At 46.5% G+C, this 13952-nt stretch carries 14 protein-coding genes; 8 read left to right on the forward strand and 6 right to left on the reverse strand.

Going from position 1 to position 13952, the window contains the following annotated elements:
* Positions 1-3: 3 nt before the first annotated feature.
* On the reverse strand, positions 4-1032 hold the full coding sequence (locus tag RIG68_RS05470; RefSeq protein ID WP_350078613.1) for a sensor histidine kinase: 1029 nt from the start codon (positions 1030-1032) through the stop codon (positions 4-6).
* Positions 1033-1125: 93 nt separating this feature from the next.
* A complete protein-coding gene (locus tag RIG68_RS05475) occupies positions 1126-2463 on the reverse strand; it encodes an NAD(P)/FAD-dependent oxidoreductase (RefSeq protein WP_350119584.1) in 1338 nt (445 codons plus the stop codon).
* Positions 2464-2860: 397 nt separating this feature from the next.
* Between RIG68_RS05475 and RIG68_RS05480 the strand changes: the two genes are divergently transcribed.
* Positions 2861-3187, forward strand: a complete 327-nt coding sequence (locus tag RIG68_RS05480; RefSeq protein ID WP_350078617.1) for a hypothetical protein — start codon at positions 2861-2863, stop codon at positions 3185-3187.
* 113 nt (positions 3188-3300) lie between these two features.
* On the opposite strand, the gene uvrA is transcribed toward RIG68_RS05480, so the two are convergent.
* The 3 genes from uvrA to RIG68_RS05495 form a co-directional block, all read right to left on the reverse strand.
* Positions 3301-6192, reverse strand: a complete 2892-nt coding sequence (gene uvrA, locus RIG68_RS05485) for an excinuclease ABC subunit UvrA (RefSeq protein ID WP_350119587.1) — start codon at positions 6190-6192, stop codon at positions 3301-3303.
* A gap of 33 nt (positions 6193-6225) precedes the next feature.
* Positions 6226-7218, reverse strand: coding sequence for a lytic transglycosylase domain-containing protein (locus RIG68_RS05490; RefSeq protein ID WP_350086898.1), 993 nt, complete (start codon positions 7216-7218; stop codon positions 6226-6228).
* A gap of 112 nt (positions 7219-7330) precedes the next feature.
* Positions 7331-8254, reverse strand: coding sequence for a TIGR01777 family oxidoreductase (locus tag RIG68_RS05495; protein WP_350119590.1), 924 nt, complete (start codon positions 8252-8254; stop codon positions 7331-7333).
* 107 nt (positions 8255-8361) lie between these two features.
* Between RIG68_RS05495 and RIG68_RS05500 the strand changes: the two genes are divergently transcribed.
* The 4 genes from RIG68_RS05500 to RIG68_RS05515 all read left to right on the forward strand — a co-directional run bounded on the left by RIG68_RS05500 (position 8362) and on the right by RIG68_RS05515 (position 11494).
* Complete coding sequence (locus RIG68_RS05500) at positions 8362-9105, forward strand: hypothetical protein (RefSeq protein WP_350119593.1); 744 nt, start codon at positions 8362-8364, stop codon at positions 9103-9105.
* Positions 9106-9234: 129 nt separating this feature from the next.
* Positions 9235-10836 carry a peptide chain release factor 3 gene (locus tag RIG68_RS05505; RefSeq protein ID WP_350078625.1) on the forward strand — a complete coding sequence of 534 codons (1602 nt, stop codon included), beginning with the start codon at positions 9235-9237 and terminating at the stop codon, positions 10834-10836.
* A gap of 102 nt (positions 10837-10938) precedes the next feature.
* The gene (locus RIG68_RS05510; protein WP_350119596.1) at positions 10939-11193 is read left to right on the forward strand and encodes a DUF6922 domain-containing protein; all 255 of its coding nucleotides are present in this window, start codon (positions 10939-10941) and stop codon (positions 11191-11193) included.
* The gene (locus RIG68_RS05515; RefSeq protein WP_350119599.1) at positions 11183-11494 is read left to right on the forward strand and encodes a hypothetical protein; all 312 of its coding nucleotides are present in this window, start codon (positions 11183-11185) and stop codon (positions 11492-11494) included. Before RIG68_RS05510 ends, RIG68_RS05515 begins: the two co-directional genes overlap by 11 nt.
* A gap of 8 nt (positions 11495-11502) precedes the next feature.
* Here RIG68_RS05515 and RIG68_RS05520 read toward each other — a convergent pair whose 3' ends face one another.
* Positions 11503-11958 (reverse strand): DinB family protein, encoded by a 456-nt coding sequence (locus tag RIG68_RS05520; RefSeq protein WP_350119602.1) that lies wholly within the window; start codon positions 11956-11958, stop codon positions 11503-11505.
* A gap of 101 nt (positions 11959-12059) precedes the next feature.
* Between RIG68_RS05520 and RIG68_RS05525 the strand changes: the two genes are divergently transcribed.
* From RIG68_RS05525 to RIG68_RS05535, 3 genes are read left to right on the forward strand one after another with little or no spacing between them, the layout of a single operon-like run.
* On the forward strand, positions 12060-12380 hold the full coding sequence (locus RIG68_RS05525; RefSeq protein WP_350078639.1) for an ArsR/SmtB family transcription factor: 321 nt from the start codon (positions 12060-12062) through the stop codon (positions 12378-12380).
* Positions 12381-12428: 48 nt separating this feature from the next.
* Positions 12429-13313 (forward strand): arsenite methyltransferase, encoded by an 885-nt coding sequence (locus RIG68_RS05530; protein ID WP_350119605.1) that lies wholly within the window; start codon positions 12429-12431, stop codon positions 13311-13313.
* Between the two features lie 24 nt (positions 13314-13337).
* Positions 13338-13949 carry a low molecular weight phosphatase family protein gene (locus tag RIG68_RS05535; RefSeq protein WP_350119608.1) on the forward strand — a complete coding sequence of 204 codons (612 nt, stop codon included), beginning with the start codon at positions 13338-13340 and terminating at the stop codon, positions 13947-13949.
* Positions 13950-13952 lie beyond the last annotated feature (3 nt).

The raw sequence follows: 13952 nt of genomic DNA on the forward strand, positions 1-13952 counted from the left end.
TAATTAAATTGTTTCAGGAAATTTTAGTTCAGTCAACACCATGTTTGTGCCCTCGTTGGCAATTTTAAATGAGGCACCGCTACCATATATAAGCTTCAACCGGCGCTTGGTGTTTTGAAGTCCAAACCCTCCGTTGGGACTCACTACACCGTTCTTGTACGAACCACTGTTTCTGATCTGTACCATCAGTGTATTATTTTTGACTTCTGTGGTCACCTTTATATGCCCGCCATGCTTTAGGTTGGACACGCCATGCTTGATTCCGTTCTCAACCAGGGTTTGAATCATCATAGGCGGCACCATGTAAAGATAAGAATCGGGATGGATTTGAAATTCTGTCTTAAGTCTTTCCTCAAATCGGATGGTTTCCAGGGCAAGATAATCCTTTACCGTTTGGAGCTCGTCCTGAAAGGGGATAAGCTTCTTTTTGTCGAGAATCAGGGAATACCTCAGTATGTTCGAAAGCTGCGTAATGGCTATTTTGGATTTCGATGGGTTTTCATCGACCAGCGCCCTTATGCTATTGAGCGCATTGAAAATGAAGTGCGGATTTAGCTGCGACTTCAGGTTGTTAAGCTCAATTTCGTTGATGGTCGCCTCAAACTGAAGAGACTTGTTGTATCTCTCAAAATAATGAAAGGTAAAATAAATCAATGCCCATATAAAAGTGAGCGTCCAGGAGATGAGAACGTTCGCACTCATTGTCTCAAAGCTCAAATCGCTTTTCATCAAAGTGCCCAGACTATACTGAAGGGCCAACAGAAAGAAGTAGTCGATGATACCCACTAGAAAGGTGGAAAATATCACCTTAGGAATGAGAATTGGCCATGAATTACCAAGCCAATTTCTTTTAATAACCAATAATCTTAAGAAGTGTGTGATGAGAATATAGAAAGCCGTCGAAATGATTTGCCCCGTAATGTCTGACAGCGTCAACGTTTTCGCAGTCGACAGCAGGAACAAATTGCTGAAGCCGTAAATCGACCACCCACCAATCTGACAAATCCAATATATCCGCCTCTTATTGATCATCTTATGGGCGAAATATAAATAAAATCCACACTTGGTCTAATACATTCCGGTTAAGTGGAGTGTTTCTCAATTTCAAACCGTTAGTGAGCTCTTTCAACGGGAGGTAACTTCCTCCCTCTCGGGTTCTTTTTCTTGCCTGGCAGGTTTCTTCACGTAAGGCCTTATAATAAGCCTCGTGCTTCGGTCAAAAGTGAAATAATTCCATATCCAGTTGCTAAGCACGATCCATTTGTTGCGGAAGCCAATAATGGACAGCAGGTGAATGAACATCCAAACCCACCAGGCAATGAAACCCTTCATTCTTATATTACCAGGTAAATCGACAACGGCTTTATTCCTTCCAATGGTGGCCATGCTGCCTTTATCAAGGTACTCGAATTTCTTCATTTCCTTTCCCTTGTCCAGGTTGACGAGGTTCTTCGCCAATAGGGTTCCCTGCTGAATGGCAACAGGTGCAAGCATGGGCAGGCCATTAGGGTATGCTTCAGTCGGAAAATATGCCACATCCCCGATAGCGTAAACATTGTCGGTGCCAAGCACCTTGCAATATTCATCTACTTTGATCCGGCTCTTGAAAACAGAGGCGTCTGCTACGCCAGGCAAAACGTTTCCTTTTACGCCAGCCGCCCAAATCAGCGTACTAGCCGGAATGCTCATGCCATCATCCAGAACGACAGTTTTCCCATCATACGATTTGAGCTTCTTGTCAACCAACACCTGCACATCGAATCGCTTAAGGTAATTGAAAGCGTTTTCGCCCGCCTCATGGCTCATGCCATTGAGCAGTCTTGGCAAGCCTTCCACCAGATAGATCATCATCTTTTTGAAGTTGATCTCGGGGTAGTCTTTCGGCAGCACATGTAATTTCAATTCTCCAAGTGCCCCTGCCAACTCAACTCCCGTTGGGCCGCCCCCTACGATCACAAAGTTCATCAGGCTTTGCTTTTCCTCAGTGTCAGATTGAAGCACTGCCTTTTCAAATGACTGCAAAAGCTGGCTTCTCAGGTTGAGAGCATGTGGTATCTGCTTAAGGGGGAAAACATTTCTCTCCAGCTCACTATTGCCAAAATAGTTGGTGAGTGACCCATTGGCGATGACGAGGTAGTCATAGGTCAGTTCTCCGATCTCCGTAATTATACAATTCCTAGATGTGTCGACTGACTCAACCGTGGCCATTCGAAAGTAGAAGTCTTTGAAATTCTTTAGTCGCTTTCTCAAAGGTCCGGCAATAGAGTCAGGCTCAAGGCCCGCCGTAGCCACCTGATAAAGGAGAGGTTGAAAAGTGTGGTAGTTGTGTCGATCAAAAAGAACTACCTGAAAGTTTTTTTTCCTCAAACCTTTCGCTATTTTTAAGCCTCCGAATCCTCCACCAATGATTACTACTCTTTTCCTGGAGGTCTGAGGGATCATGATATCGCCCGATTTTTTCATTTGGTCTGACATAATAGGAGATAAAGGTACATTGATTGAATTCTTATAATTGTTCTATTTTTTTGGTAAATTATACCAGAATTATATTCTGCATTTTTTCAGTATAAGCAATTATTATTTTGATATTGTTGCTGCCTTAGCTCATAAAAGTTTCCCCTCTTTCGTCCCTCTTCATAGCTAATTTGGCAAGGTTCATCAGCTCATAAATTGTACTTTTTGAATAAAACTAGTGTGAACCTGTCTCATTTTCTGAAGTTCGCTCACTTTTCTTACCTCAGAACGCACCTCTTCATTAATATGTTCTGTAAAAATAAGAAACAAAGAATATAATTTTGCGTTCATTTTGGTCAGAACCAAGAAACAGAACATTGTTAAAGAATTGGAAAAGACCAAAATTATGAAAAGTATTTTTTTGAGCATTGCAGGTATAGTCTTGATAGGAAGCACCTTCACGAGCGACCTTGTAGCTAAAAATCCCTACAAGCTTTCGCAGGCGGAAATTGCTGAAATCATCAACAGCCTCAATAACGAATTAAGTGTCAAAGACATTCCTGTGTTGCAGGATAAAATTGTAGTGTTTGACGAAAGCTGGAATGTGTTGCTGGAGCAGCCACTTCAGGAGGTGTTGGAAAAAGATCCTTCCTCACAAGAAAGATCGTTGATAAAGAAAAGTGAGTTCTTGATGGAGTATGCCGGAAACAGCTACTACATGCTGGAAGACTAAAAACATAAAGGTTAGTAGTTAGTTTAAGTAGGTGGTTTACCCCGATGTTTCGGGGTAACACATGGTAGGTTTAGGTGTGGAAATCCCGCTGTTTTTTCAGTGGGATTTTTTATTTATGCCCGTTCGAGTTCTTCCTTCAGAAACTTCGAAGTATACCCTACCTGCTTTCTTGCCACTTCTTCAGGTGTGCCTTCCGCAAGTATCTGACCCCCTTTGTCGCCACCTTCAAGTCCCAGGTCAATGACGTGATCAGCTACTTTAATTACGTCGAGGTTGTGCTCAATGATCAGGACTGTGTTGCCTTTGTTCACAAGCTTGTTCAGCACGTCAATCAGGTGCTGGATGTCTTTGAAGTGCAGACCGGTGGTGGGCTCATCAAGAATGTACAGCGTCTTGCCTGTGTCTTTCTTAGAAAGCTCAGTTGCCAGCTTCACCCGCTGTGCCTCTCCACCCGAAAGCGTTGTGGCATGCTGGCCCAACGTGATGTAGTCCAGACCGACTTCGTGCAAGGTCTGAATCCGTCGGAGTATTTTGGGCTGGAATTCGAAAAACTCTACGGCTTGCTCCACCGTCATGTCAAGTACGTCTGAAATTGACTTGCCTTTGAACCTCACCTCCAGCGTCTCCCTGTTGTAGCGCTTGCCTTTACATGTTTCACACGGCACATGCACGTCGGGCAGGAAATCCATTTCGATGACTTTCATCCCCGCCCCTTCGCAAGTTTCGCAACGGCCACCCTTTACGTTGAAAGAGAAGCGACCAGGCTTGTAGCCCCTGATCTTCGCCTCAGGAAGGTTCGAAAACAACAGACGAATATCGGAGAAGGCACCGGTATAAGTGGCTGGGTTTGATCGTGGTGTTCTGCCAATAGGCGCCTGATCCACTTCTATCACTTTGTCGATATGTTCAACTCCCTTGATCTCAGTATAAGGGAGCGGTTCGGATCTGCTGCCGTAAAAATGCTTCCTGAGAATAGGGAAAAGTGTTTCGTGGATCAGCGAAGACTTGCCACTGCCCGACACCCCAGTGATGCAGAGCATCTTGCCAATTGGCAAAGTGAGGGTGACATTTTTCAAGTTGTGGCCTGTTGCTCCTTTCAGCACAATGCTTTCGCCCTTTCCCTTTCTTCTTTCCTTCGGCACAGCGATCTTATTAATTCCATTAAGATAGCCGGCAGTCAGCGAATTGCTTTCTAAAACCTCCTGGGGGGTGCCAGCAGCTACTACCTGGCCACCGTGCCTGCCTGCACCCGGCCCAATATCAATGAGGAAGTCGCTTTCCATCATCATATCACGGTCATGCTCCACCACAATGACTGTGTTGCCAAGATCCCTCAGGTCTTTCAGCGCCTTGATCAGCTTCACGTTGTCACGCTGGTGCAGGCCAATGCTTGGTTCATCAAGTATATAGAGCACACCAACTAGCTGGGTGCCTATTTGTGTGGCTAAACGAATACGTTGAGCTTCTCCCCCGGAAAGCGTTCTAAGGGGCCGATCCAGATTCAGGTAATCCAGGCCAACGTCCAACAAAAACCCGATTCGCTTCCTGATTTCCTTCAATACCTCGGCTGCTATGATGTTCTGTCGCTCGTCCAGCCGGGTCTCCAGTCCTTCGAACCACTCCGAAAGCTGGGTGATGTTCATGAAAGACAGCTCGGAAATGTTCTTTTTGTCGATTTTGTAGTGCAGTGCTTCTTTTTTAAGCCGGGCACCATGGCAGGATGGGCAGATGGTACTAACTGTAAATTCATCCACCCATTGCTGCATTTTGTCAGAGCCGCCGTCCTTTTGCTTTTCAAGGAAATTGATGATGCCTTCAAACTTGGTGTTCCACTCTGTGCCAGGGTATTTAACAGAGGCAACTGCTACAGGTTCATCGTCGCCAAACAGTATTATCTTCAACGCCTCTTCAGGGATGTTTTTAATAGGCGTGGCCAAACTTAGCCTGTGTCTCTTTAGAATGACCTCCAGCTTCTTGAAAATCCATATGTCCCGGTATTCACCCAAGGGTGCTATTCCTCCCCGGCTAATGCTGATATTGGGATCGGGCATGACCGACTCTCTGGATATTTCCTGAATGACTCCCAGGCCATTGCAGTCCGGGCAGGCACCATAGGGTGAATTGAAGGAGAAGGTATTTGGAGCCGGGTCGTCGTATGCAAGCCCCGTCTCAGGATCCATCAACGTTTTCGAAAAGTGGGCCACGCTTCCATCTTCCAGCAAAATCATCATGACACCCTTGCCTTGGGTCATCGCCGTTTTGGTGGACTGGGTAATGCGATTGCTGTCTTTCTCGCTTACCACCACCCGGTCGATCACAATTTCGATGTCGTGGGTTTTGTAGCGATCCAGCTGCATCTTGGGGGTGATTTCTTCCAAAACGCCATCTACCCTGGCCCTTGAAAAGCCCAATTTTCTTATCTGCTGAAAAAGTTCTCTATAGTGCCCCTTTCGGCCTTTGACAACCGGAGCAAGGATAGCCAATTTTTGGCCATCGTATTGCTTAAGAATCTGCCTGATGATCTGATCCTCACTCTGCTTGGTCATCTTCTTCCCCGTGAGGTAAGAATAGGCGTCACCAGCTCTGGCGTAAAGCAGACGCAGAAAGTCATAAATTTCAGTGACCGTACCTACAGTAGAACGAGGGTTTTTAGAAGTGGTCTTCTGTTCAATAGAAATAACCGGGCTAAGTCCATTAATTTTATCCACATCGGGTCGCTCAAGCTCGCCAATGAACGAGCGGGCGTAAGCGCTGAAGCTCTCCATGTAACGACGCTGCCCCTCAGCATAGATGGTGTCAAATGCTAAAGATGACTTACCGCTACCACTGATCCCTGTAATGACCACCAATTGATTGCGCCTGAATCTGAGATCAATATTTTTCAGGTTATGCTCCCTGGCCCCGAAAATCTCGAGAAACTCAATACCATCTGCAGCACCATTTACCAATTCATTCCCATTACTCTCCGTTGTTGGTTGCGGTGCTTTTAAAGTATCTTTTGGCATGCTGTTGATGGATACAAAACGTTCTAAATTAAATCAATTTCCTGAGTTAAGGGCATCTGCTTTGTTGTTGGTGGGCAGTACTTCAAGATGCCCTTCGGGAAGCCTGAGTAAGTAGCTTTTTCCTTTCCTAACATTCAAAGCACCCCTCCTTAACCATGGGTTGTGCAGTCTGAGTTCCTTGTATGACAAGCCTCTTGCCTGGGCAAAGTCGACCAAACTGGGTATGTCTTCGGTAACTCGCAGCGTGTCTAGCGGAATAACAGGGTACAATAGCTCTTGCGGAATATCATATCCATATTTTTTCGGGTGTTCGAGAATCTCTTTGATGGCCAGCAGGCGGAACATGTACCTGGAAGTTTCTTCGTTCAAGAGCAGGTCGTAGTAGGAGTTTGTTTTCTGCTCCTCGAGCTCGTCTGCCAGCCCTTTCATTCCCATGTTGTAGGATGCTGCCACGTTGGTCCAGTTCCCAAACTTTTCCTTTGCCTTGAGCATGTATCTGGCCGCCGCCGCTGTAGAAGCAATCGGGTCGTAGCGCTGATCAACCTCCCGATTGATCTCCAGGCCAAAATCATTTCCGGTACCTTCTCTTATTTGCCAAAAGCCCACTGCCTGCCTTGGAGAAACAACATTCTCAAGGCCACTTTCAATCACTGACAAATACTTAAAATCTGTAGGGATGCCATTTTCTTTGAGCAGCTCTTCAAGCAAAGGCAACCAGCGGTTGGATCGTTTGATAAGGAAGATCGTGCTGCTGTGCCAGTAGGAGTTGACATGTATTTCCCTGTCAAGTCGTTCCCTCACATCTGTCATATGTAAGGGCACCGGCTCTCCTGCAAAACTCAGGGTATCTGGCAACTCGAACACTTTGACGTAATTATCTGGCAGGGTGACCTCCAGAGGCACTGTTTCCATGGAAGCCGGTGGGGGCGTCAGGTATTCATCTTTGCCCGTGGTGCGCTTGTAAACAAAATAACCGCCGATGATAAGGATGCCGAGCCAAAGCTGCAACATGATGAATTTACGCATACTCTTATTTTCTTGGGGGCAGTACAGATTTGCCAAAACGCAAAAATACGTTTAAATCGAGACAATTAAAACGAAGGTGAAAACATGATTTGCTCATTGGCAGTGGCAAAAGCTATTTCAGCAAAATGTTCTTCAAAGCACTGTTGAGGTGGGTATAATCAAACTTGAATCCCATCTCTTCCGCTTTTCTTGAAGAAATTTTACTGCCACCCAGGACAATCTGCGCCATTTCACCAAGCACCACTTTCAGAACGAAGCCAGGAACGGGTGGCAGCCAAAGCGGCTTCTTCAATACTTTTGCAGCTTCTTTTGTGATTTCTTTGTTAGTGACTGGCGATGGACTTACGCCGTTGTAAACTCCCTCATAGGCAGTATTCTGAATGGCTTCCACAAACAAGCGGCAAAGGTCATCGATATGAATCCAGCTCATCCATTGCTTGCCCGTTCCCAAAGGGGCACCGAACCCAAATTTAAGCGGGACCAGCAGCTGCGGCAATGCACCGCCACTGGCACTCAACACCACTCCTACCCGGATAAGCACCCTTCGCATTTTCATGTCTTCAACGGCAGCAGATGATGCTTCCCACGACTTTACCAACTGAGCAAGAAAATCATCTCCGACTGGTGACTTTTCGTCAATCATAGCATCGCCAGTATCGGCACCATAATAACCAATCGCAGAGGCTCCAATAAACACTTTTGGCTTTAACCCGAGAGCCGAGAGCCTTTCCATAAGCAATGCCGTCGACTTGGTTCTGCTTTCCAGTATCAGCTTTTTCCTGGCTTCCGACCAGCGCTTATCGGCGACTCCTGCACCTGCCAAATGCACAACCGCTTCAAGGCCTTCCAGGGCACCGTCTTGTATCACGCCTGCTTCAATATCCCATGTATACGTTTTGTACTTGTCGGCCTTTCCGGAGGATCTGCTCAGCCAGGCCACTTCATACCCAGCCTGGGTCAGCAACTCACTTAGTCGGCTGCCAATTAAGCCGCTTCCCCCCGTTACCAGTATTTTGCCTTTCGTTGTCTCTCTCATACCAGATGCTTTTGCTGCTTGTTACCTCTGTATAATTCACTTTTCAACTTCCGTATTAATTACGCATTTTTAGCCAACATTTGCGTTAAATAAGAAATGGTGTTTGAATGAAAAACTGCATATTCCTGCTTTCTGTTTTAATTATCTTGACTTCAGCAGCAGGCGTGTCGGCTCAAAGCAAAAATGCCGGGGCCAGTTCAACAGCTGTGCCAGATTTCGGCCCGGCAGTGGCATCGGCTTCCCTTACGATTGGCAGCGACAAGCACTCTGGTTATACGGCTCAGTTCGACTTCCCTCCAAAAAACCTGAAAAAAGGGTGGTGGCGATACCTAAAAACCGTAGCCAGAGTAAAAAACCGTAAGACATACTGGAAACTATCAGTGCCCCCTAAAAAAGGTTCGTCGAATGTGCCAATAGAAATGTTTTCTGAAATAACGATCGATGGTAACTCTTCCATATTAACGCTTGTACTGAATAGTGTTAATATGGATGCGCCGACACGGAAAGAGTACATGCAGCAGACAAAGAATTTCCTTCAGGAATTCAAGTCAAAATTCTATGGTGACTACATTCAACAGCTGATAATTGCTGCCGAAAAGCAAGCCAAAAAAACCAGTGCCGATCACCAAAAAGCTGTAGCAAAAAGACAGACGTTGATAGCAAAACTGGAAAAGTCCAAGGCCCGGAGCACAGATAAAGACGTTGCTTTTGAAGATGGGGAGCTGGTGACTGCCATTAATGACCTGGGTCAGCTAATAGCGGAGAAAGCGGCGGCAGTAGACGCTTCCCAAAAGGAAATTGACTCATTGAAAAAGACCCTCCTGAACTATATTCAAAAAAGCGGTCACTAGAGTAAGTTCCTATTTCTCACACTGCATGTCGATCCCTTGTCTTTAAAGACTTATATTTGCAAAATCTTTGTGAATGGGGCCTTTTTATCTACCAAATCCAGAGTAAATCACGAATAGTTAAGGAGTTGTATGAAGAACACTGCAGAATTAGATCGCCGCAGAACATTTGCCATTATCAGTCACCCCGATGCGGGAAAAACAACGTTGACGGAAAAACTACTTCTTTTCGGCGGTGCCATTCAATCAGCCGGAGCCGTTAAGAACAACAAAATCAAGAAGACTGCTACCTCCGACTTTATGGAGATAGAAAAGCAGCGTGGCATTTCCGTGGCTACATCCGTGATGGGTTTCGAATACAAAGGCATCAAGATCAATCTGCTGGACACTCCTGGTCACAAAGACTTTGCAGAAGATACCTACCGGACGCTTACCGCTGTTGACAGCGTTATACTTGTGGTAGACTCTGTGAAGGGTGTGGAAGAGCAAACCGAAAAACTCATGAGTGTGTGCCGCATGCGGGACACGCCTGTGATTGTGTTCGTCAATAAAATGGACCGGCCGGGCAAAGACCCATTCGAGCTTATGGACGAGCTGGAGGACAAGCTGAGCATTAAAGTGCGTCCGCTGAGCTGGCCTATCAACAATGGTTCGGATTTTAAAGGAGTCTACAACCTGTATAAAAAGCACCTCAATCTCTTCAATGCCAACAAGACCGCCGTTGAGAGAGATATTGTTTCATTTTCGGATCTCCAAAGTCCCAAGCTGGAAGAAATCATAGGCAAAGATGCCGATACGTTGAGAGAAGACGCCGAGCTGGTGGAAATGGCTTATGAGCCATTTGATAAGGAGAACTACCTGGACGGGCTTTTGGCTCCGGTATTTTTCGGCAGTGCCTTAAACAACTTTGGTGTACAGGAACTGCTTGACACGTTCATAGAAATTGCCCCAACGCCCCTGCCACGGAACACCAACCTTCGTGAGGTGCTTCCTACCGAAAAGAACTTCTCGGGCTTTGTTTTCAAGATACACGCCAACCTTGATCCTCGCCACCGTGACAGAATTGCCTTCCTCAGGGTGTGCAGCGGAGTGTTTGAGCGGAACAAGTTTTATCACCATGTGAGGCTCAACAAGAATGTTCGGTTTGCCAACCCTACGAGCTTCATGGCCCAGGACAAAGAAACGATTGACTCGGCATTTCCTGGTGATGTAGTAGGTTTATATGACACCGGGAACTTCAAAATTGGTGACACATTGAGTGAAGGTGAGATGATCACTTACAAAGGGATTCCGAGTTTTTCCCCGGAGATTTTCAGAGAGTTGGAAAATGCTGACCCCATGAAATCGAAGCAGATGGAAAAGGGTATTCACCAGTTGACTGACGAAGGAGTTGCACAGCTTTTCATCAAGCAACCAGGCAACAGAAAAATAGTGGGCACCGTGGGTGAACTACAGTTCGACGTGATTCAATACAGACTGCTGCATGAATATGGAGCCAGTTGCCGGTTCAGACCAATGCCCATGTACAAAGCCTGCTGGGTTAGTTCTGATAACCCTGCCAAGCTTAAGGACTTCCTCGACTTCAAAGCCAACTCTATTGCACTGGACAAAGATGGTTTACCCGTTTATCTGGCAGAGTCGAAAGGCATGCTGGACGTGATGATTTCGAAATACCCCGAGATCGACTTTGCCTTCCAGTCGGAGCACAACAGGATGGCGGATAGTGAGGCTTGAGCCTGACGTCCTGGGAAATTTTTTGCGTATTTGTCGTGTTGCTTTTTGTAAATTAGGCTTGCAAAAGCATTTCTGACGATACCCTTCACGAATTTTGAAGCAATGAGCCCCAAACCCAATATCCCCGGCCACTTTCTTTGGGAATATGACCTTGAGACTTTTAATTACGACAAGTCATATAAGATTGTCATCGAACGGGTACTCGAAAGAGGAAATCTCGAAGAATGGAGGGAGATAGTCAGATACTACGGCGAACCTAAGGTTCTTGAAACAATAGACTGGAGCGCACAGCTGGGCAGAAGGGAAAAGGAGTGGTCGAAATTTTTCCTTAAATCTGATTTTTTGGATGTTGCATAACGAGTCATTGGAAGACTTTGCCGCCATGAAGCTCAACGCTATTTCCAACTCCGGCAAACGGCTCAAGGACTTCATCGATGTCTATTTCCTGCTGGAGCACTTCTCCATGGATGAAATGGTCGGATTTTATGCGACGAAATACCCGAACTTCAACCCTCTCATTGCCCTTCGGTCGGTTAATTATTTCGAAGACATTGACCCTGCCATTGATCCGCCCCGGCTCAGGGCAAACCTACCGTTGACTGAAATAAAAAAGAGAATTAACGACGCTGTGCTGCACTCGAAGAAGCGGTTTGGTTAGTGCCAGTTTTATCCGGCAGCAGCATATTTTTTAATAATCGCCATTTGACCCGCATGCCATGCGGTGTGCGTGGTAATGCGTGACAGTGCTTCGGCCTTAGTGATCGTGCCAAACTCCCGGGTGGAGACCTCCGCAGCCCAGCTTTCATCTTCCTGATCCAAAATGGCAGCCTCCAGCTCCCTGCCCGATTCGTCAAGCAGCTCGTTGAGTTCCTCCAGGTTGGTAAAGTGCCCATGATCCTTAATGCCCGGCCCAACAGTGGACAACTTCACTTGTAGCGGCCTTCCAAATACGTTTTTGGCAAAAAGGAGCTCCACCTCCGCTATGTGGCGGAGTAGCCAACCTATCGAATTGCTGTCGGGGTGGATTCTGCGGGAAAGGCTTTCGGGTGTAATGGTTGCCAGCTGGTTGGTGAGCCTGGTTCGGCCCATTTTCCAAATCGGAAGCATGATCTCGGTAGTCATATGTTTCTGTTTAGAGTGTTGACAAATGTACAGGGTATAATTTACAGGAGTGTTTGACAAATCAATTTATTAATCGTAATATTGCAATGTAATCAAAAGTTATGGGTGTAACTAAAACCGATCTCTTTACCGCTGAACAAAATGACCTGGCCCTTATTGCCAAGGCATTCGCTCATCCTGCCCGTGTAGCCATCATAGACTATTTGCTAAAAACCAACGCTTGTATCAATGGGGATCTGGTGGAAGAACTGGGTTTGGCACAAGCCACCATCAGTCAGCATTTGAGAGAGCTCAAAGACATGGGTATTATCAAAGGCACTATCGAAGGAGTCTCGGTGAGCTACTGCATTGACCCCGTTCGGTGGGCGGAGATCAAGGGAGTTTTCAACAAAATGTTTGACAGACACCCCTTTTGCTGCTAAAAAAATTTGCCAACAGGCATCGTAATATTGCAATTAAACAAGGAGAACATGAAAACCTCTGAAGAGCTTAAGTCAATAGTTCGTGACAAATACAGCAGGATTGCCGAACAGGACATCGCTGTGAACCAATCGTCGTGCTGCGGTGCAGGTGGAACCTCGAACGAGGTATACAATATCATGACCGACGACTACACCGGACTGGATGGCTACCACGAAGGTGCCGACCTTGGCCTCGGGTGCGGGCTTCCGACACAGTTCGCTAAAATCCAAAAAGGAGATACCGTAATTGATTTAGGGTCAGGTGCTGGAAACGACTGTTTCCTGGCCCGGCATGAAACCGGCGAAACTGGCAAAGTAATCGGTGTTGATTTTACGGACGCTATGATCAAAAAGGCCCGAGCCAACGCAGAAAAGCTTGGGTATAACAACGTAGAATTCCGCCAGGGCGACATAGAAGAAATGCCCGTATCGGACAATGGGGCCGATGTGATTGTAAGCAATTGTGTGCTCAATCTGGTGCCCAACAAACAGAACGTTATCAAAGAAATATACCGGGTGCTCAAGCCCGGAGGTCACTTCAGCATTTCAGATATTGTGCTTGTGGGCGACCTCCCAAAAGCGCTGCAGGAAGACGCCGAAATGTACGCCGGCTGTGTGGCTGGTGCCATTCAAAAAGACGAATACTTGAAATATATTAGCGAAACTGGATTTGAGAACATCACCATTCAGAAGGAAAAGGCAATTCTCATTCCGAACGATATTTTGAGCAAGTATCTCTCGGCAGTCGAAACAGCTGCATTTAACCATGGCGAAACCGGCATTTTCAGCATCACCGTTTTTGCACAAAAGCCCGGCAACAAAACTGAAAAAATCAAACTCAGTCTGAACGAACTCAACAGCAATGCCTGTGCCCCAGGATCGGGCTGCTGCTAGCAACCAAACAACTATCTCAACACTATGCAACTATTACCTAAGCTGGAAGCCTACCGACAAGCGCTTCCGCTCACTCAAATCCCAGAGCAAAGAAAAGCGGTGTTGCAAACCCTGATCGATTACGTGCAGACCAAAAAGGAAGGGCAGCAGGAAGCAAAGCTTAACTTTATCTGCACGCACAATTCACGTCGCAGTCAGTTTTCGCAGATATGGGCGCAAACAGCCGCCGACTATTACGGCGTTGACGTGCAAACCTACTCGGGCGGAGTAGAGGTAACAGCCTTCAACGAACGGGCTGTGGCAGCCATAGAGCGGGCAGGCTTTCAGGTCACCAGAAAGGAAAAAGGCGGTAACCCGGTCTTTTTTATTTTTTACTCCGAAGATGGGGAACCCATCACCGCCTTTTCAAAGCTGTACGACGATCCGGCCAATGCCACGTCCGATTTTTCGGCTGTCATGACCTGCTCTCATGCCGAGGAAAACTGTCCATATATCCCTGGCACCGAAGCCCGCATACCTGTGATGTATGACGATCCGAAGGCGTTCGACGGCACAGCTCTGGAAACAGCGAAATACGATGAGCGCTGTCAGCAAATTGCTGCCGAAATGTTCTATGTCTTTTCTCAGATAAAATAAGGC

It is taken from the genome of Imperialibacter sp. (assembly GCF_040222385.1).
Lineage (GTDB): Bacteria > Bacteroidota > Bacteroidia > Cytophagales > Cyclobacteriaceae > Imperialibacter.